The organism is Desulfocicer niacini (genome assembly GCF_054657595.1).
In genome coordinates this window covers 1-20,033 of the sequence record NZ_BAAHYK010000067.1, presented here as the reverse complement: position 1 = coordinate 20,033, position 20,033 = coordinate 1, and the positions used below count along the sequence as shown (strand labels likewise).

Sequence of the window (20,033 nt, the reverse complement as noted above, 5' to 3'; positions counted from 1 at the left end):
ACAAGAAATAGCTGCCAAAAAGAGAGCAGCGGAAATTAATCAGGTAATCAAGAAAATTGCTTTAAAAGAAGCCATGGAAGCCGAAACCTCAGACACACCCCCAGCCCCCCCCATCACGACGCCCCCTGAAAAATGCATGGGAAAACCATTGATGATTGCAGGAATATGCTTCATTCTTGTCATTGCCATGATTGTCATCTCAAGCTTTAACAATTCCAACAGGTATTACATCAAAGATACCTTCCAGGGTATGGAAATATGGAAAGGCGACTTTGCTCCTGTAAGCAAACACAAAATTGCTTTCCTTGAAGGCATTGACTTTACTGGGGAAAAGAAAGCCAGCTACAACTCAAAAGAGGTCTTCCCCGTTGCTTTTTTCCATTATATAAACCTTGCAGAGGAAATCTTGAATGCAAAGGGGACTGTGAACCTTGCAAAGCTGCGTGCCACCATTGATACCGCTGCCAGTTTTGCCACCGATGACCGGGATGCAGAAATACTCAATGAGTTCCGTGCACTTTTCTTCCAGGCTGCAGATAAGTCAAACCATGGGGTAAAAGAAAAAGCTGTGGCCAAATCAGAAGAAAAACGATCTGAAGTGACTGCACATGACCAATCCACCGAAGAATCAGTGGATGCTCAAGAAACAATCGCTCCTGAATCCCATGAAGAAGAAGCAGATTCTGCGGTTCAGGCAGAATCTCCCCACGATACATCCTCACATAGTTAAAACCTGATGATCACCTTTTGGGGCGCTGAATCCTGACTCTCCAGAAGTGTCCAAGAAAAAAGTCATCAAGCAAAACAAAAAAAGCCCACCTGAACTGCCGAGACGGTCCGGGCGGGCCTTTTTTGAAAAAAATATTTTTTCTCTGCCAGCGATATTAAACTGCGGATACTGCTGACCTTTTTTAGTTCTGATACACTTCACATTTTGTTTTTCCTTCCGTCAAGGCATCAATCTTTTCCTGATACTTTCTGCGTTCATCGCTGACAAGCCATCTTGTCCAGTCATCAATACTTTGCCATCGGCTAATAATAAGGCATTTTTCCGGCGCATCAACCCGCCGAAGGGTCTCTCCCCCGATATAGCCCTTCTGCTGCATGGCAGCCGTCCGCATTTCCATGAAAATCAAACCAAGTTCAATTGAAACCGTCTCAGGAATTTCTCTTTTAATAAGCACTTTAATGGTCATGGTATCCTCCCTTAATCCAAGGCTGTGTCACTCAAAAAACATACCCGGCCAATTGTCTTGTCGGTATATTTTTTTACCCAACAGCCCAATTAAAATTCCATGTACATCATCCACAAACCGAAAACTGACTCACACATAATGAGAATATCACAGGCCTTCATGGAAAAAAACAGATTTTATGCATTATAGGCTTGACTCATACAAAGGCATGGGGTATAAGACCTTCATCATTTGCTGGGTGATCGTCCAACGGCAGGACTACGGACTCTGACTCCGTCAATTAAGGTTCGAATCCTTATCACCCAGCCACTATGGAATCAAAAGGTTCACAGCTGGTTGGCTGTGGACCTTTTTTTATTTGTGACTCCCCTTATTAAAAGGCTTTACCAAAACATGCCAACTGACAGGGTACTAATTAACTTTTGCACTATACCCTGAATAGGTGGGTGAACTTTGAAAAAAAATAAATTTAAAACTGTCCTTATAACCGGTGCCACCGGCGTTGCTGGCCCTGCCCTTGTAAACAGACTGCTGAAAAAAGGGTATTGCGTCAAAATTTTTTCCCGGCACTGCATGGACTACAAAGACTTCCCCAATAAAGTAAAACGATACCAGGGAGATATTCTCGACATAAAGGCCGTTTCCCGGGCCATGGAAAACGTAGATGCTGTGTTTCATCTTGCGGCAAAACTCCATGATACCAAGGGAACCTCCCCGGAAGAAGCCTACCGGAATATCAATGTAGAAGGTACCAGACTACTTTTACATACGGCCCATTCTTCAGGCGTCAAACGATTTATTTTCTTCAGCACCATAAACGTCTATGGAATTTGTGATTCCCATCATTGCTTTGATGAAAGCGCTCCTGTCAAACCCAACGATGGCTATTCCCGGTCAAAGGTTGCGGCAGAAACCCTTGTGCTTGAAGCAGGCGGTACGGCACCGGTTGATTTTGATGTGGTAATCTTGAGATTAGCAGCAGTCTATGGAAAAGGCATGAAGGGTAATTACAATATATTAATCCGCTATTTAAAAAAAGGGGGCTTTTTAATGCTGGGAAAGGGCGATAACCGTCGAACCCTGGTATTTGATGAAGATCTGGCCCAGGCGTCCGTTCTGGCTCTTGAACACCCCGATGCCGGTGGAAAAATCTACAATATCACAGATGGATGGACACATACCTTTAACGAAATTACCCACGCCATGTGCGAAGCCATGGGCAAAAAACCCTTTTTTATCAGAATTCCTGAACCGCTGATCCGGGGATTAATCCGCATAAATCACAAAATAAACGGCATCCGCCCATTGAACATATTTTGCAGAGCAGCAGAGAAACAGATGGAAACTCTTGGGGTGTCAGGCCAGAAAATTCAGAGGGAACTGGGTTTCATCCCTGAATATGATCTTAAAAAAGGTTGGCGTGCGGTTATTTCAGGATCTGTCCGGAATCAATAATGCACCCTATTTGCTCTTTTTTTTCTCATCCCGTAGCACCACGGTTAGCACATTATTGTATGTACCGAAAGAATTGAGTAGGCTCCGGGGGTGATCTGGATCTTCCCGCCAGTTTCCATCAACAATATATTTGTATTCATAGGTTCCCGGCTTAATCACCAATGTTTTTTCCCAGATCCCATCGTTTCCTTTTTTCATCCTGTGTTTTTTGGTATTCCATTGATTAAAATCCCCCACAAGAAAAACTTCTTTGGCCTGGGGTGCATGAAATAAAAAAGGAACTCTTCTACGTCTGGGCTTTTGTGAAATTTTTTTTGCTAGCATCTCACCACTCCCTTTTTAAGATGAATTTAAAAAAACATCCTGTTGTAAACGCTCTGACTATTATAATAAATAGAATCCCCTGCACAATTTACCCTTCAAAAATATACCCCACCGAGCGCCTGCTCTTAAAGTACACCGGTTTCTTTGGATCTTTTTCAAAATATTTTCGAAGCCGCACCATAAAATTATCCACCGTGCGAGTGGTGGTACTGCTGGAATACCCCCACCCCGCCTTTAATAGCTGCTCCCGGGGAACGGGCCTTCCCCGGTTGGCAATGAGGACTCGCAGCAACATCACCTCCTGTTCGGTCAACACAATTTCACCGTTAATGCAACGGGCCTTGGCCGTTATAAAGTCCACCACATTATTACCAAATCTATATTCATCACCGCTGAATATATCCGTTTCTGCACATGCGGTAGAGGGGGTATCCGTCACCGTCCAGGATTGCCTTTCCAGGAGGCGCTGAACTCTCAACAGGAACTCATCCAGATCAAAGGGCTTGGCAAGATAGTCGTCCACCCCGCAACGAAGGCCTTTGACCTTGTCTTCCGCACTGCTTTTGGCAGAAAGAATCAGCACCGGCAATCTTGCATCATCCCTTCTGATGGTTCGAAGCACAGACAAACCATCCATCATGGGCAGCATGATATCAAGAACAATAAGGTGGGGATGCCAGGACCGCCACGCATCAATGCCCTCAATACCATCCAATGCAAGCATGACATCATAGCCCTTCATGGAAAGGTTCAGTCGAATGCCCTCGGCAATGTGCGTCTCGTCTTCAATTACCAGGATACGCTTTTTGTGATCATTTTCCATAAATTTTTTCCTTTGATATTATCAGTCCCTTCCTTTGGCAGATACAGGGTAAAAACAGCACCACACCCCTTTCCCCGGGACCGGGCAGCCACCTTCCAACCATGGATGCGGGCAATACTCAATACAAGATACAAACCAAGACCGCTTCCCTTAACCCCTTTTACACCACTGTCCGGTGCCTGATAAAATTTCCGAAAAATTTTTTTAATTTCTGCCTGTTCTATGCCAATGCCGTTATCCTCAAAATCAATCATCAACCGCTGTTTTCGAGGCCTGAAAACAATGCGGACAATGGGTTCAATCTTATCGTTATATTTTACAGCATTGGAAAGAAGATTCATGATCAGCATCTCAAATAAAAGCATATTAACAGGATACATGAATTCAGAAGAAGGGCTCTCCACAGTGATCCGGCTGTTTCTAAATAAAGATAAATTCTGATCACAAAAACCCTGAATGAGGTCGACCAAATTTTCCCGGGTGGATTCTGCACCAAAGGTCCTGCTCTCAATACGCGCAAGATTTAGAATGCTGTTAATATTTTCCGTCAGACGTGCCACATCTGCCAGCATATATTGACTATACTTTTTAATATCCTCCACAGACAGCGGGTGGCGCACAAAGGATTCAAGGTAAATTTTCAGAGAGGTCACAGGGGTTTTCAGCTCATGGGTGAAATTATATATAAAATTATGCTGAAGCCGGAAAAGCCGGACCGTGCGCTGGTAATAAATAAATGCCAGAAAAATACCGGCCAGCACCACCGTAATTAAAAGGGTAAGAACCAATATGGTCATCCCGGTTCTGGAAGGAAATATCTGTCCTGGGTCAATGTTAAATTTTTTAATGATCACTTCAAGGGCTGCGGTGATATCCATGTACCAGTAAATGGTTAGAATCAATGCTGTGGCAAGGGCAATGATGGAGCACGCAAAAATAAACACAGGATGCAGGTACCACCGGGTTGGATTATAAATCTGAAAGCTCATGGCGCTATGATGCGACAGAATGCATAAGGAATCAAGGATTTCCTGAGACAGAGGTATAAACCCCCTGGCTAATCTTGAATTTAAAGAGCTTGCTGAGGATGACATAAGATAGGTCACGCCTCAAACGTGGCGGCCCATCTTGTGAACAAGCCCCGTAAGTCTGACCCCACTCCAGAGCAGGAAATCTTGTAATCAAGGCAAGACAATGGGAATGGGAATGCACCCCTTGGATTATTGGCAGGTCGATATGGGGGCCTGACAAAATACAAAAAGGCCCTGGATTTTAAATCCAGGGCCTTTTTGTTATGATATGAGCTGCATCTTTAAAGATGCATGTTTTCTTTTGGCTCCCCAGCACGGATTTGAACCGCGGACAAAGTGGTTAACAGCCACTCGCTCTGCCGACTGAGCTACTGGGGAGCAGAGGCCTTCGTTGGTCAACCGTTAGGCCGTTTCCGTCGAAGACTCGATGCTTATACCCCGACAGCCATCAGGTGTCAAGAAAAAAAATTAACCGATTGACTTTTTTTTTTGAAAGTCTATATTTCAAACATCTTTCAGGGTGTCCATTACCTCTGGACAGGCTGGTAAGTCCCACCCTGAAATCATTAAACATCAGCCATGACGGATAGCCCCGTCACAATAGAAAAAAAGGATTATCATTATGATTACAGAACAAGGCATCATCACCGGTACTGCCGAGGCCATGGCATGGGTGAAAACCGTCAGATCAAAATCCTGTGATTCCTGCGATTCCAAGGACTCCTGCGCCGAGGGAGGAAAATCAAGGGAAATGATTGTTCAGGTAGAAAACTCTTTAAATGCCAAAACAGGGGATCGTGTGGTCATCGGATTTGACTCCGCACCCATGTTGCAGCTTTCCTTTGTCCTTTACATCTTTCCTGTGATTTTTCTTATCACCGGCGCTGTGCTGGGACAAAATTTTGCATCCGACCTTGGCATGGACGAATCGGCGGCATCCATACTGGCGGGTCTGGTATTTTTTGGTCTGTCCTTTGGGGTGGTGCGCCTATTCAACAACCGGTTTGCAGATAAAAAAGAATTCAAACCTTTTCTGGTTCGCTTTGCCAGAAACACCGAATCCTGCAGCAGGTCATGATTCCAGGAGATGGGTTGCCCCCTGCCACCCATCCTCTGCCCTTTCTCCCCTCATTAAATTTTTCCATGGGACCGTTGTGTCTTTTCCTGTAACAATCACTCCCAGGGCTTTTTCCATGGACAAATAAAATGCCTATAATTACCTCCACCGATCCCTATTGCATTACCCACAAAAGTCAACCCCTCCGATACACATTTTTTAAAACCAAAAATATTTTTCACTTGAATATTGTCCCTTTCTGGGATAGTAAGCTTAGAGTTTAGCGTATCGTCATTTGCACTGTTAACCGCTTTACCGATTAAGGATGAGGCAAGAACCATGACCTCGAAAAAAGAGTTAAAATTCGCTTCAATTCTGGCAATTGTACTTTTCATTACAGGCATCACCTGCTACGCCGCATTTCCACCACCGTCTCCGGAAGAACCGGTAAGACTGATGTTTCAAAATGCCGCAGGCAAAGTGCTGTTCACCCATGCCGGCCATCAGGAGTATGATGTTTCATGCCTTGATTGTCATCATAACATTGAAGATGATGAAATCTACAATTGCAGTGAATGTCACGAAGCCACCGGTGACGAGAGTATGCCGGGAAGAACGGACGCATTCCACGCACAATGCATAGGCTGCCACAATGATTTGGGAGCCGGCCCTGTGGAATGTAATTCATGCCATGCCCTTTAACCCGATGATGGAACCCCTTTTACGTTTTTACGCCTAAGGATTTACCCCAACCGGTTTAAACACCATGGACCCATTTACACCAGATAAAGGTTTGTTATGATTAAGAGATCATTTATCGGATTGACCACACCGCGTCTCAAGTGTGACCTGGTTGAACCAGGTCCGAGGGAGCCGGAGATGATTCCCATGCCCCCCCGCCTGATACTTTTGCTGGACGAAGCACTGGACAGCACAAAAGAAAGATGTATCAGAAGGGGCGACACGGCAAAAAAGGGAGAACGACTCTTTTTGTATAAAGAGAGTACCCGTTATGTAACTGCTCCCACCTCCGGCACCATTACTTCCATTGCTTCTTTCACCGGCGATTTTGGAAAAAACGCCACCTACCTTGTCCTTGAAAAAGACGGCAAGGACGAACCCACAGAAGATATTTCCGCATTTGCAGATGTACCGGATCTTGCCTCGGCGGACGGGGCATTAAGAATGCTGCCCGGTGCTCCGCCCCTTGAACTTCTGGCATCCCCTGATTCCGGAATTAAAAAGATTGTCATTTCCGGTATGGACAGCGATCTGATGTCCACCACCCGGCAATATCTTGCAGCAAAATGCATGGATGACATCCGGGATGGCATTGAAATCCTGAACAACATGACGGGTATCACCGATATCTACATGGCCATTCCAGAAAATCTGGCACAGCTGTCTGCATTCCAGGGAATGAAGACCATCAAGCTCAGTGGAGAATATGTCGCCACTCTGCCCCAAATGATCATGAAAAAACACCTGGGTATTGAACCGGTGGCAGGCAGCACTTGTGAAGCCCGGGGGGTGTGTTTCATGTCCATAGAAGCCGTGCTTTCCATGGCACGTTCCTATAAAGACAAAGCCCCGGTGTTTGATAAAATCGTCAGTGTCATTGGTAAAGATGGGATCACAAGGCGGGTAAAGGCTTTCATCGGCACCCCCATTCACCGGATTCTTTCCCAGCTGGGTCTTGAAACCCAGGAAATGGACAGAATCATCATCGGTGGACCGTTGAAGGGGTTCAGCGCCTATACTCTGTATCATCCTGTACAACCGGACATGGATACCATCATTTTGCAGGATCGCGAAGAAATTCCCGGCGTATCCGATTATCCCTGCATCAACTGCGGCAAATGCGTTCGCATCTGCCCTGCCGGGGTTCCGGTGAACCTGCTGGTCCGATATCTGGAAGCCAATCTATACCAGGATGCTGTGGATAATTTTGACCTTGATGCCTGCATCGACTGTGGTCTCTGCAGTTATGTTTGCACGGCAAAAATGCCTATTTTTCAATACATCAGGCTTGGAAAACACGAACAGCTGATGCTGGAAGCTGAGATGGAAACGGAGGCTGAAAATGCATAAGCAGAACAAATTCACCGTATCCCACGCACCGTTCTGGCATGATGGCGACAGTATCGGAGAAACAAACCTGAATATCATGATTGCGGCGTTGCCGGCCATTATATTCGGGATTATCCAATTTGGAATGATTGCCCTTGGCGTTATCTGCCTGGCAATATCCAGCGCCATGGCCTGGGAAGCACTCTTTCAATTTATTTCAAAAAAGTCCATTAACATCGGTGATTACAATGGTGCTGTCATTGGAATGCTGACCGGAATGATGCTGCCGGCCACTGCCCCCTGGTGGGTGGTGATCATCGGAACACTGGTGGCGGTTGTTCTGGGACAACAGGTATTCGGAGGTATCGGTGCCAACCCCTTTAATCCTGCGGTTATCGGCATTGCCGTCCTCTCTCTTTCCTGGAAACATTATTTTGACTTTGATGCAGCCCTTTTAAGCTACCAGTTTGATTTTACAGCACTTGCACCTCTTGGCGCCCTGGATCACCAGGGAGCCTCCGCAGCAACGCTTTTTTCAAACTCAGGCCTTCTCATGGGCAACCAAGTGGGCGCAATTGGTTCCGTTTTTGGCATAGGTCTCATCATCGGCGGAATCTACCTCATCATCAGGGGCTATATCCGCTGGGAAATATGCGTGTCATACATTGCAGGTATTGTCATTACTGCTTCACTTTTTCAAATGTCCAATCCTGAAGCCTATGCAGGCCCTCTGTTTCATCTGTTCACCGGATACACCCTGCTGGCGGTTTTCTTTCTTGCCCCGGAATCCTCATCTTCACCGGTTAATTTTATTCCCATGCTGATTTACGGAATCATGGGGGGCGTGATGACAATCCTCATCAGAAATATCGGTGCCTATGCAGACGGCACCATCTATGCGATTTTGATCATCAATCTTATCAATCCGGTCATTGACATGATAAGACCAAAAGCTTTGGGAAAGGGAGTGAACAATGCGTGAAATGATAAGCATGGTTGTTGTTCTGACAGTACTCAGTGCCTTTTCCGGAGGGATGCTGGCCGCCGTCAGAACAGGAACCCAGGATAAAATTGAAAACCAAATTCTGAAATTTCAGAAAGCCCCTGCCATCAAGCAAATCCTGAGCGATGTCTCCAACGACCCCCTTCAGGACAGATTCAAACTGATGGACAATGAAGAAGAAGTCACCTTCTTTGTGGGTAAATATGATGGCGCTCCCAAGGCAGTAACCTTTGAAACTAAGGGAAAGGGTTTTGGCGGGGATATCGGACTGATGGTTGGTATTAACCTGGAATCCGATGAAATCATCAATGTGGTTGTAACTACCCACAGTGAAACCCCTGGTCTTGGTTCCAGGGCCAAAGATGATCCCAAATTTGTATCTCAGTTTGCCGGAAAAAATATGCAAGACAACCTGGCAACCAAAAAGGGCGGTGGTGAAATTGATGCAATGTCTGGTGCCACCATCACATCCACAGGCGTTTGCCTTGCTGCTCAAAAGGCCCAGGAAATGTACACCCGTTTGAAACCTGAGATTCAAAAACAGACCCAACAGATGGCCAATTAGGAGATATTATTATGGCACAATCCATGGTAAAAGAGTTTACCAAGGGGCTGTGGGCAGAAATTCCCCCGTTTCGACTTGTTCTGGGTCTCTGTCCTGTCCTTGCGGTAACAAAATCCGTTGAAAATGGAATTGGAATGGGAATTGCCACCACATTCGTATTGGTGTGCTCCAATTTTCTGGTTTCTCTTTTAAGAAACATTATACCCGCCAAGGTAAGAATAGCCTGCTTTATTGTTATCATCGCCACCTTCGTAACCGTTGTGGAGCTGATGATGCAGGCATACACCTATCCGCTGTTTCTAAAGCTGGGTATATTTATTCCGTTGATCGTTGTAAACTGTATCGTGCTTGGCCGAGCAGAGGCGTTTGCCAGTAAGAATGCCCCGCATCTTGCCATTGCCGACGGGCTTGGCATGGGAATAGGATTTACCCTTTCCCTCGGTGCACTGGGCGCGGTAAGAGAATGTCTCGGCAACGGAACCATCCTTGGCAATCCTGTATTCGGGCCTGACTTTCAGCCATTCACCTTCATGATAGAAGCCCCCGGGGCATTTGTCTGCTTAGGGCTGATGTTGTGCCTTATGAACCTTATCGGTAAAAAATAAAGGAGAATAATACCAATGGGCGATTATGTTGTACTTGCCATAAGCTGTATTTTTGTAAACAACATTCTCCTTGCGCAGTTTCTGGGCAACTGTCCCTTTCTGGGCACTTCCAAAAAAATGGAAACGGCAACGGGAATGGCCATGGCTGTTATTTTTGTACTGGTCATGGCAGGTATGATTACCTGGATAACAGACAATTACCTTTTAAAACCCCTTGACATTGAATTTTTGAGAACCGTCTCCTTTATTCTTGTTATTGCTTCCCTGGTACAGTTCGTTGAAATGTTCCTCAAAAAAAGCATGCCTGCACTTTATGCAGGACTGGGAATATTTCTCCCCCTCATTACCACAAACTGTGCGGTTATGGGTGTCTGCCTCATCAATATAAATGAAGAATACACCTTTCTGCAGGCCATTGTGGCTTCCATGACTTATGCCATGGGATTTGGCCTTGCCCTGGTGCTCTTTGCCGGAATCAGAGAAAGAATCAACGTAGCAAGGGTTCCACAACCCCTGCAGGATACCTCCATCGGTCTTGTCACTGCTGGAATGATTGCCCTTTCTTTCTTTGCATTCAAAGGAATGGTTTAAACAAAATCCGCTGATGAATTTACATCATCAGCGGATTTTTTTGTTTCAACCATATACTGTAAATTACAAAATGAGGTTATTATGACTGAAGCTCTCTTTTTTATGCTGGGCATCGGTGGATTGTGTGGCCTGGTTCTAAGCTTTGCATCCAAGATATTCTATGTATACGAAGACCCCAGAATCTCCATGATTGAAAACAATCTGGCAGGAGCCAACTGCGGTGGATGTGGTTACGCAGGATGCAGTGCGGCGGCCCAGGCTGTGGTCGCCGGACAGGCTCCCCCCAATGTATGCGTTATATCCAGCACTGAAGGCATTGCCAATGTGGCTGCCATCATGGGGATGGACCCCGGCATAGCAGAAACCCAACTTTCCTATTCCATGTGCGATGGCGGAAATCGGGCGGAGAACCAGTACTATTATAAGGGTGTAACCTCCTGCAAGGCAATGGCTCTTATATATGGCGGTCAGCGCCAGTGCCAGGTGGGTTGCCTTGGCCTTGGAGACTGCATTAAGGCATGTAATTTCAATGCCGTATACATGGGGAAAGATGGTTTTCCCGTGGTGGATGAAAGCAAATGCGTGGGATGCGGTGCCTGCCAGAAAGCATGCCCCAAGGATATCATTGAAGTTAAAAACATGTCAGAAAAACTGCTGAAATTCAACCAGCAGAATGACCCCCTGGCCCCCTGTTCCCAGACATGTCCTGCAGAAATCAACATTCCCCAGTATATCTCCCAGATTAAAAACGGAGATTATCTGGCAGCGGTTCAGACCATTCGCATGAGAAATCCCCTGTTACTGTCCTGTGGCCGGGTATGCCCCCATCCCTGTGAAAGTGACTGCAGAAGAGGACTTGCCGACGAGCCAGTGTCCATTAACCAACTCAAACGATTTGCCGCTGACTATGAAATGAACTCCGGCTCACGGGTACCCATCAAGTGTGCCCCGGATACCGGTAAAAAAGTGGCCGTCATCGGTGGTGGTCCTGCCGGTTTAAGTGCCGCTTACTTTCTGCGACGTGTGGGACATGAAGTAACCATTTTTGAGGCCATGCCTGAGCTGGGTGGTATTATCAGATATGGTATTCCCGAATATCGTCTTCCCAAAAAAGTACTGGCCTGGGAAATCGAAGGTATCTTGAACCTTGGCATCAAAGCCCATACCAACACCCGTCTGGGGGTGGATTTCGGCATAGATTCCCTGGTTGCTTCAGGATATGATGCCATCTTCATGGGTATTGGTGCATGGAAGGATTATGCACTTGGTATCCCGGGTGAAGATCTTGAAGGCTGCTACACCGGTATTGATTTTCTGTCCCGATCTGCTGGCGGAGAAACATTTGAACTTGGCTCCAAAGCTGCGGTTATCGGTGGTGGTAACACCGCAGTTGACTGTGCCCGCACCATGCTCAGGCTTGGGGTTGAGAAAGTTTACATGGTCTATCGTCGAACCCGCAAGGAAATGCCCGCCAATGAGGTGGAGATTGTGGCCTCGGAGCATGAAGGCATTGAATTTGTTTTTCTTGCTGCCCCTGTAAAAGTGATTGGAGATGACGAAGGAAAAGTTACCCATCTGGAATATCTAAAAATGGAACTGGGTGAACCAGATGCCAGTGGTAGACGTCGCCCGGTTCCCATTGAAGGATCAGAAACCCGACTGGAACTGGATACCATCGTAACCGCCATCGGCCAGGCACCCGATCCTGCATTCAAGGACGGGGGACCCAAACGTATGGACGAACTGCAGCTCACCCGCTGGTCCACCATTGACAACAACCCCGAAACCTTGCAGTCCACAGTGCCTTATATATTTACGGCCGGGGATTCCGCAACCGGTCCCTCCCTTGTGGTAACTGCCATTGGTGGTGGTCGACGGGCTGCCAGATCCATTGATCTGTACCTGAAGGGAAAAGAGGTTACACCGGTAGCCAATTCGCTGCAGAGTGCCCGCATTGAAGAATCCGTCTTTACCGTGGTTCCCGGGGTTACCCCTATCAAACGGGCTGAGATGCCGGAACTTCCCGTGGCGGATCGTATTGACTCCATGATTGAAGTGGATCTTGTGCTGCCCGAAGAAGAGGCATTAAGGGAAGCCGGTCGCTGCCTGAAATGCTGCCGCACCTGCTACAATCCGGATACTGAGGTCGCATAATTTTGCAAAAAGATTAACATACCTGATTGCCACTTTGTTTTTTTAACCGGAGCATGCAATCAGGTATGCGGTTCCAGAAATTGATCACTTAATCCATGAACAGCAAATTGCTGGGACCTCTGGTCTTTCAGTAATTTGCTGTTCTGGTTTTGAATCACTGAGGCATGGAGATCCATGATGTTCAAGATATTGCGCTGCCACACCAAATACATGTATTCCACAATTTTTACGCTGATGAATGCCTTTAAACCAGCAAAAGCATTTAAAAAACCATGCCAACGTTTTTCCCCCACCAGAAATCATTTTATATCAGGTTATCTAGGGATACTTGCCATGGCAGGCATTCTGGTGTCCTCAACGGTAAATGGCATTGCCGGAACCCATGATGCACAGATCCATGAAATCAGTGGTAAAACCATGGGAACCTTTTATCACATAAAAATATCAACCCCTGACAAGATAGATCGTGTCATTGTGAAAAACCAGATAGATGCATGCCTGAAGGCAGTCAATGAAAGCATGTCCATGTATCTTAAAACCAGTGAAATTTCTATTTTCAACCAGTCCCGGACAACAACCCCCATGGAGATAAGCCAGGGATTTGCCCTTGTGCTTGACCAGGCCCGAACCCTTTATGGGTTAACCGGCGGTGCATGGGACGGCACCATAAAACCACTGGTGGATCTCTGGGGATTCGGAACAAAAAACCCCACCGGCAATGCACCGGACAAGGACTCCATCCGCCGGGCCCTTGCAGGAACAGGGTTTGATAAAATCATCCTTTCAGAAAATACTCTTGCCAAAGAAAACCCCGATATCAGTCTGGATCTTGGCTCCATTGCCAAGGGATATGGGGTGGACCAGGTGGCCTCGCTTTTACTGGAAAACGAATTTAAAAATATTCTGGTGGAAATTGGGGGGGAAGTTGTAGGTTTTGGGGAAAAGAAGCCTGGCAGACCCTGGAATGTGGGAATCGCCACTCCGGACAAGCACGTGGCAAAACAAACGGTGTATCAAGCAATTTCACTTCAAAATCAGGCCCTGGCCACCAGCGGGGATTATCGTAACTTTGTGGTGATGAACAAAAAAGCCTATTCCCACATCATTGATCCGTCAACGGGATATCCGGTGAATAACGGCGTGGTTTCCGCATCGGTACTGGCAGATACCTGTACCTTTGCCGACGGACTTGCAACGGCCTTGATGGTAATGGGAGCCCAGAAGGGGATTGCCCTGGTCAACCGAATGGCCGATACCGAATGCTTTATTATTGTTCAAGAAAAAAGCGGGGTTTTTAAGAACTGGTATTCCCAGGGATTTCCCAGATAATAGCTTTCTCCATTTTTTATAAAAAAACATGGGTGCCAGCTTCTGGGTTCCCCCGTTTTTATTCAAAAACGCTTTCTGTCATCCAAAGAATCCCAGACCTTCAGGACTTTGCCCCAGGGCCTTTCCCTGCCACAGATTCCTTTTTTCCAGGGTTTCCTGTATCATTTTAAATGTTATGGTTCGATCCAGGCACCAGTCCGGCGCGGCAAGTTCGTCGGGATGGGGATCTCCTGTGATTCTCTGGACTACCACGTGTTTGGGCAGCAAAGCGATAAACTCACAAACCATATCCACATAGGCCAATTGACCCAGGCACTGATACCCTCCGTTCTTCCACATCTGCTCCAATTGTGTTCCCTTGACCACATAAAGCAGATGCAGCTTCACCCCGTCCACACCTAGCGCTCCGATTTTCCGGGCTGTTTCAAGCATCATTTCTTTATCTTCACCGGGAAGTCCCAGTATGACATGGGCACACACATTAATGCCGGCCGCCCGCGTCATCTGTGTTGCCCTTGCAAAACAGGCAAAATCATGACCTCTGTTAATACGGGTCAGGGTAATATCATGGGCGGACTGAAGACCATATTCCACCCACACCAGATATCTATCCACATAGGAGGCCAGGACTTTAATTTTTTCCGGATCCACACAGTCGGGCCGGGTTCCTACGGCAAAGCCCACCATGCCCTCGGCCGCCAGGGCCTCGTCAAACATCTGCTTCATGTGTTCACAGGAGGTATAGGTATTGGTATAAGATTGAAAATAAGCCTGAAATTTTCGAGCTTTGTACCGCCTGACCATGGCCCTTCGTCCCTGCTCTATCTGCTGGGTAATGGAAAGTCCCTTTTGCCAGAGCCCGGAACCTGAGCCCTTGCTATTGCAGTAAATACATCCCCCCCGGCCAATAGTGCCGTCCCGGTTGGGACATCCGAGCCCCGTATCCACAATAATCTTTTGAACCCGTTCCCCGAACAATGTTTTCAAATAGGCATTATAATCATTATATCGTCTTCTCATCTGAATTAGCTTCACATCTTCCCTATATTTATATCACACTGAATTTATATATAGTTTGAACATATTCCCAACATTTAATCCCAGGATAACCACAGAATAAGCATGGGGCCAGCCCATCTCTTCTTGACCTTGGTTCAGAGCAGATATATATTAACTGCCCATGAAATTCTATAAAAAAAAATATGATATAATCGTGGTGGGGGCAGGTCATGCTGGCTGTGAAGCAGCCCTGGCAGGATCACGAATGGGCTGTGAGGTTCTCCTTATCACCATTGATCTGGACAAGGTGGCAGCCATGCCCTGCAGCCCCTCCATCGGCGGTATGGCCAAAGGACAGCTGGTAAAGGAAATTGATGCCTTGGGCGGTGCCATGGCAAGGATATCCGATGCATCTGCCATACAGTATCACACCCTTAATACAAGAAAAGGTCCCGCCGTTCAATCCACAAGAACCCAGAACGATAAAAACTGCTACCAGCAGATTATGAAATCCACCCTTGAAAAGGAGAACCACATTGATCTCAAGCAGGCCATGGTGGAAGAGCTGGTGGTGGAAAATAATCAAGTTCTGGGAGTGGTAGATAAGACCGGTTTTGGATTTTCAGCCCCCATGGTGATCCTCACCACAGGCACTTTTTTAAAGGGGCGTGTACACATCGGCTCAAGATCCTTTGATGCCGGACGGGCCGGTGAATTTGCCGCTGTGGGCCTTGCAGAATGTCTAGACCACCAGGGCTTTGCTTTGGGCCGCATGAAAACCGGGACTCCCCCCAGACTTCACAAAGGTTCCATTGATTTTTCTGTGTTCAACCGCCAGGAATCCGACGAGAACCCTACTCCGTTTTCCTATGCAACAACGGGAATCACCCGCCCCATGCTGTGTAGTTATATGGGAAACACCAACAGTTTAACCCATGAACTTGTAAGAAAAAACCTGAAGCATTCCGCCCTTTATGGGGGGTTCATAAAGGGTCAGTCCGCCCGATACTGTCCCTCGTTTGAAGATAAAATTGTCAAATTCCCAGAACGGGAAAGCCACCAGGTTATTCTGGAACATGAAGGGGTAAATACCCAGGAAATTTATGCATCGGGTCTTGGAAACAGCCTGCCCCTGGAAGTTCAAATTGAAATTGTCCGTTCGGTGAAAGGGCTGGAATCCGCTGAAATCATGCGCCCCGCCTATGCCATTGAATATGATTATATAAACCCCCAGCAGCTGCATCCCACCCTGGAGACAAAAAAAGTATCCGGGCTTTTCATGGCTGGCCAGATCAACGGGACCTCTGGCTATGAAGAGGCAGCAGCCCAGGGCATGTGGGCCGGTATCAATGCCGCCTGCAGAGTCCAGAAACGCCCGGCCTTTATCTTGGACAGATCCCAGGCTTACATGGGGGTCATGGTGGATGACCTGGTGACCCGGGGAACCCGGGAACCTTACCGTATGTTCACCTCCAGGGCAGAATACCGGCTGCTGCTGCGGGAAGACAATGCAGATCTACGGCTGGCGGAAAAAGGCTTCACTCTGGGCCTTGTGGATGAAACCGCCCTCGCCCGTACCCGGGAAGTAAAAACCGCCACAAAAAAAGAATTGTCCCGCATCAGAAAAACCATTGTAAAACCCACAGAGGATGTAAATCAATGGCTTGAGGCATCGGGAAGTACACCGCTTACCACCGGGGCAAAACTGGATCAACTGCTCAAACGGGCAGAGCTCAATTATACCACCGTGGAGCATGTGGCCCCCCCACCCATGCTTATTCCCCACAGGGTAAAACGTCAAGTGGAGGTTGAGCTCAAGTATGAGGGATACATTGCCCGCCAGCTCAAGGAAATCAAAAAATTCAAGGGCATGGAAAGCATCAAAATCCCCCCCGAACTTGATTTCAATGCAATCCACGGTCTTTCCAATGAGATGAAAGAAAAACTTATCAAAATCATGCCCAAATCCCTGGGACAGGCATCCCGCATTGACGGCATGACCCCGGCAGCCCTTTCTGTGATCATGGTGGGCCTCTCAGCCCTTAGAAAATCCAGAACCACCTGATAGTTAATGAAAAAAGATCAAGTTCAAATCAGGACTTGAACCCAACACCGATCAGGCTTGACCAGAACAGGGAAACGCCTGAAAACCGGATCACAGAGTTGACACATTACAATTGAAGTTTATTTTTCAACCAGCAGCAGGGCAAACATGCCAGTCATGTTTACCTTGTTTGTTTTTTATATAAACGATCATGTCGGCCTGCCGACACAACAAATAATGGAAATGGCATTATGCCGCCCTCAACGGCACCCGGCTCCGGACCGCAGGCGGCCCGTTTGCCCTTCCATATAACCCACATGACTATAACCACAAACCACAACAAAGATTGAAACTCTCATGACTACAGTCTATTGGACGGAGTTTCATATAAAAAATATGCAACATAACATAAGGAATTTATAACAATGTCTGGTACAGATTATTATAAAGTTCTGGGAGTAGAAAAAAGTGCAACCGCTTCTGATATTAAAAAAGCATATCACAAACTTGCCCTGAAATATCACCCGGATAAAAATAAGGATGACAAGGCGGCAGAGGCAAAATTCAAAGAAATCAGTGAGGCCTATGCCGTATTAAGTGACAAGGAAAAAAGACAGCAGTATGACACATACGGATCTGCGGGATTTCAGCAGAGATACTCCCAGGAAGATATTTTCAGAAATTTTGATATCGGAGATATTTTAAAAGAATTTGGTTTTGGTGGCGGTTCACGGGGTGGCTTCAGACAATTTGGTGGTGGTGGATTCTCCTCCATGGGCGGCAACCCCTTTGCACAGGGTGGCGGATGCCGCGGAGGTGGGGGACATCAGCGTTCCATTGCAGGAAACGATCTTGAGTATGAAATCGACCTGACATTGGAAGAAATTTACACGGGCACCCAGAAAACCATCAACCTAAATCATGCCGAAAACAGAGAAACCATCACGGTTAAAATTCCCAAGGGAATGACCCAGGGTAAAAAAATTCGTGTCCCCGGCAAAGGTGAGCCCAGTCCCTATGGTGGCCCCCGGGGGAACCTGCTGATCAAATCCAGTGTCCGTCCCCATCCCCAGTTCCAGATAGAGGACAATGATGTCTCCATTGTCAAAAATATAAAATTATCTGAATCCCTTCTGGGAACCAAGGTGGACATTTCAACACCCATGGGTAAAACCATTGCCATCACAATTCCCCCTGGTACCCGTCATAAGGCACGCATGCGCCTTGCCGGACAGGGCATCCCCTTCATGAATTCCACAAAAGTCGGCAATCTGTTTGTGGTCATTGATATCACAATGCCGGATAATTTAACATCTGCACAGAAAAAACTTATTGAAAAATTAGCAAAAACAGGATTATAACTGATACCCATGACGACACTTATTCCCATGATCTCCCAGGAGGAGATCGCACAAAAGGTAAAAGAGACGGGTGCTCGGATATCCCGTGATTATGAGGATAAAAGCCTTGTTCTCATCGGTATCCTGAAAGGCTCATTCATATTTCTGGCGGATTTGACCCGGGTAATCACCATTGATCATCAGGTTGATCTTGTGGGGGTTTCCAGTTATTCAGGCACCAGCACCACGGGTATTATCAAATTTACCAAAGAGCCCGACCTTGATCTTCGGGGCAAGGATATTCTCATTGTTGAAGATATAGTGGATACAGGACATACCCTGTCGGCGCTTTTAAAATTTTTTAAAACCTACCAACCCCGTTCCATGAAAGTATGTGCATTGATAAATAAAGAAGAACGACGGGACGTTAAAATTGCAGTGGATTATTCCTGCTTTAATGTGGAAGAGGGCTTCATCGTAGGCTATGGGCTTGACTATGACCAAAAGTATCGAAATCTTCCCGCCATTTTTGATTTAAAACTATAAGAAGACTGATGGCAAGCCGACATAGATATTCGCAATCCTGATTTCGGCGCACATTTCCAAATTCATAAGGGGAGAATCATGATTATCGTCTGTGAAAACTGTACCGCAAAATTCAATCTTGATGAATCACTTCTGAGTCAAAAGGGCTCAAGGGTGCGGTGCAGTCAATGCGGCCACCTGTTTCTTGCTTTTGCCAAAGGTTATGGCCCTAAACAAGATATCCCCCCGGCGGATAAACCTAAACCCGCGCCACCGGACAAGCCATCTGTTGAAAAAGACAAAACTTCTGTTAAAGAACAGGATACCCTTTCCGAGAAACCATCTATTTCCATGGAAACAGCCCCCCCTGCCTCCATGGTAAATGATGAAATTGGCTTTGACGCAGATCTGGAACTGGACTTTTCCGAAGATGAATTTGACTTTGACGAATCTGATCTGGATCTTAGCCTGGACCTTGACGATCTGACAGAGGATGAGACAGCCCCCCCCGTTGTAAATGATGATGACACCCTGCCCCAGGCCACCGATGATGATGATTTCAGCCTGGAACTCGATCTGGACATGGATGATGATCCCCTGGCAAATTTAATGGAAGACGACACTCTGCCCAAGGATACCTCTCAGGCCCCTGACGATAATGATTTCAGCCTGGAACTCGATCTGGACATAGATGATGATCCCCTGGCAGATTTAATGGAAGACGACACTCTGCCCAAGGATACCTCTCAGGCCCCTGACGATAATGATTTCAGCCTGGAACTCGATCTGGACATGGATGATGTCACAACTGATGACCCCCTGGCGGATTTAATGGAAGACGATACTCTGCCCAAGGATACCTCTCAGGCCCCTGACGATGATGATTTCAGCCTGGAACTCGATCTGGATATGGATGATGTCA

At 46.8% G+C, this 20,033-nt stretch carries 20 protein-coding genes and 2 tRNA genes; 16 read left to right on the top strand and 6 right to left on the bottom strand.

The genetic code is table 11. From position 1 onward, the window contains the following. Positions 1-730 (top strand): hypothetical protein (locus ACYQ2M_RS22855; protein WP_459918713.1); only part of this gene is annotated, 730 nt, incomplete at its 5' end. Positions 731-911: 181 nt separating this feature from the next. On the opposite strand, the gene ACYQ2M_RS22850 is transcribed toward ACYQ2M_RS22855, so the two are convergent. Then, on the bottom strand, positions 912-1,196 hold the full coding sequence (locus ACYQ2M_RS22850) for an antibiotic biosynthesis monooxygenase family protein (RefSeq protein ID WP_459918712.1): 285 nt from the start codon (positions 1,194-1,196) through the stop codon (positions 912-914). Between the two features lie 235 nt (positions 1,197-1,431). Here ACYQ2M_RS22850 and ACYQ2M_RS22845 point away from each other — a divergent pair. Together ACYQ2M_RS22845 and ACYQ2M_RS22840 are read left to right on the top strand one after the other, a co-directional pair. Beyond that, positions 1,432-1,505, top strand: a tRNA-Gln gene (locus tag ACYQ2M_RS22845). Between the two features lie 144 nt (positions 1,506-1,649). Next, positions 1,650-2,651, top strand: coding sequence for an NAD-dependent epimerase/dehydratase family protein (locus ACYQ2M_RS22840; protein ID WP_459918711.1), 1,002 nt, complete (start codon positions 1,650-1,652; stop codon positions 2,649-2,651). A gap of 6 nt (positions 2,652-2,657) precedes the next feature. On the opposite strand, the gene ACYQ2M_RS22835 is transcribed toward ACYQ2M_RS22840, so the two are convergent. From ACYQ2M_RS22835 to ACYQ2M_RS22820, 4 genes are all read right to left on the bottom strand, one after another. Next, a complete protein-coding gene (locus ACYQ2M_RS22835; RefSeq protein WP_459918710.1) occupies positions 2,658-2,975 on the bottom strand; it encodes a glycogen-binding domain-containing protein in 318 nt (105 codons plus the stop codon). An 88-nt stretch (positions 2,976-3,063) separates the two neighbouring features. Next, on the bottom strand, positions 3,064-3,798 hold the full coding sequence (locus ACYQ2M_RS22830) for a response regulator transcription factor (protein WP_459918709.1): 735 nt from the start codon (positions 3,796-3,798) through the stop codon (positions 3,064-3,066). Continuing rightward, positions 3,765-4,787, bottom strand: a complete 1,023-nt coding sequence (locus ACYQ2M_RS22825) for a sensor histidine kinase (protein ID WP_459918708.1) — start codon at positions 4,785-4,787, stop codon at positions 3,765-3,767. Before ACYQ2M_RS22825 ends, ACYQ2M_RS22830 begins: the two co-directional genes overlap by 34 nt. A gap of 344 nt (positions 4,788-5,131) precedes the next feature. Further along, positions 5,132-5,207: transfer RNA gene (locus ACYQ2M_RS22820), tRNA-Asn, on the bottom strand. Between the two features lie 244 nt (positions 5,208-5,451). Between ACYQ2M_RS22820 and ACYQ2M_RS22815 the strand changes: the two genes are divergently transcribed. The 9 genes from ACYQ2M_RS22815 to ACYQ2M_RS22775 all read left to right on the top strand — a co-directional run bounded on the left by ACYQ2M_RS22815 (position 5,452) and on the right by ACYQ2M_RS22775 (position 14,203). Continuing rightward, entirely contained in the window at positions 5,452-5,907 is a 456-nt protein-coding gene (locus ACYQ2M_RS22815) for a SoxR reducing system RseC family protein (protein WP_459918707.1), read from the top strand. Between the two features lie 318 nt (positions 5,908-6,225). Further along, positions 6,226-6,588, top strand: a complete 363-nt coding sequence (locus ACYQ2M_RS22810) for a cytochrome c3 family protein (RefSeq protein ID WP_459918706.1) — start codon at positions 6,226-6,228, stop codon at positions 6,586-6,588. Between the two features lie 96 nt (positions 6,589-6,684). Next, on the top strand, positions 6,685-7,977 hold the full coding sequence (locus ACYQ2M_RS22805; protein WP_459918705.1) for a 4Fe-4S dicluster domain-containing protein: 1,293 nt from the start codon (positions 6,685-6,687) through the stop codon (positions 7,975-7,977). After that, positions 7,970-8,938 carry an RnfABCDGE type electron transport complex subunit D gene (locus ACYQ2M_RS22800; protein WP_459918704.1) on the top strand — a complete coding sequence of 323 codons (969 nt, stop codon included), beginning with the start codon at positions 7,970-7,972 and terminating at the stop codon, positions 8,936-8,938. The genes ACYQ2M_RS22805 and ACYQ2M_RS22800 overlap by 8 nt, the downstream gene beginning before the upstream one ends. Then, a complete protein-coding gene (rnfG, locus tag ACYQ2M_RS22795; protein WP_459918703.1) occupies positions 8,931-9,524 on the top strand; it encodes an RnfABCDGE type electron transport complex subunit G in 594 nt (197 codons plus the stop codon). The genes ACYQ2M_RS22800 and rnfG overlap by 8 nt, the downstream gene beginning before the upstream one ends. Positions 9,525-9,535: 11 nt before the next feature. Further along, on the top strand, positions 9,536-10,129 hold the full coding sequence (rsxE, locus tag ACYQ2M_RS22790; protein WP_459918702.1) for an electron transport complex subunit RsxE: 594 nt from the start codon (positions 9,536-9,538) through the stop codon (positions 10,127-10,129). A gap of 15 nt (positions 10,130-10,144) precedes the next feature. Beyond that, positions 10,145-10,720 (top strand): electron transport complex subunit RsxA, encoded by a 576-nt coding sequence (rsxA, locus tag ACYQ2M_RS22785; RefSeq protein ID WP_459918701.1) that lies wholly within the window; start codon positions 10,145-10,147, stop codon positions 10,718-10,720. A gap of 81 nt (positions 10,721-10,801) precedes the next feature. Beyond that, complete coding sequence (locus ACYQ2M_RS22780) at positions 10,802-12,874, top strand: FAD-dependent oxidoreductase (protein WP_459918700.1); 2,073 nt, start codon at positions 10,802-10,804, stop codon at positions 12,872-12,874. Between the two features lie 174 nt (positions 12,875-13,048). Continuing rightward, positions 13,049-14,203, top strand: a complete 1,155-nt coding sequence (locus ACYQ2M_RS22775; protein WP_459918699.1) for an FAD:protein FMN transferase — start codon at positions 13,049-13,051, stop codon at positions 14,201-14,203. A gap of 78 nt (positions 14,204-14,281) precedes the next feature. Here ACYQ2M_RS22775 and mnmL read toward each other — a convergent pair whose 3' ends face one another. After that, positions 14,282-15,238, bottom strand: a complete 957-nt coding sequence (gene mnmL / locus ACYQ2M_RS22770; RefSeq protein ID WP_459918698.1) for a tRNA modification radical SAM protein MnmL/YtqA — start codon at positions 15,236-15,238, stop codon at positions 14,282-14,284. Between the two features lie 145 nt (positions 15,239-15,383). Between mnmL and mnmG the strand changes: the two genes are divergently transcribed. The 4 genes from mnmG to ACYQ2M_RS22750 all read left to right on the top strand — a co-directional run. Continuing rightward, on the top strand, positions 15,384-17,267 hold the full coding sequence (gene mnmG / locus ACYQ2M_RS22765) for a tRNA uridine-5-carboxymethylaminomethyl(34) synthesis enzyme MnmG (RefSeq protein ID WP_459918697.1): 1,884 nt from the start codon (positions 15,384-15,386) through the stop codon (positions 17,265-17,267). Positions 17,268-17,671: 404 nt separating this feature from the next. After that, positions 17,672-18,607 carry a DnaJ C-terminal domain-containing protein gene (locus ACYQ2M_RS22760; RefSeq protein ID WP_459918696.1) on the top strand — a complete coding sequence of 312 codons (936 nt, stop codon included), beginning with the start codon at positions 17,672-17,674 and terminating at the stop codon, positions 18,605-18,607. Positions 18,608-18,616: 9 nt separating this feature from the next. Further along, complete coding sequence (gene hpt / locus ACYQ2M_RS22755; RefSeq protein ID WP_459918695.1) at positions 18,617-19,132, top strand: hypoxanthine phosphoribosyltransferase; 516 nt, start codon at positions 18,617-18,619, stop codon at positions 19,130-19,132. Between the two features lie 78 nt (positions 19,133-19,210). Further along, a partial coding sequence (locus ACYQ2M_RS22750; RefSeq protein WP_459918694.1) for a zinc-ribbon domain-containing protein occupies positions 19,211-20,033 on the top strand: 823 nt, incomplete at its 3' end.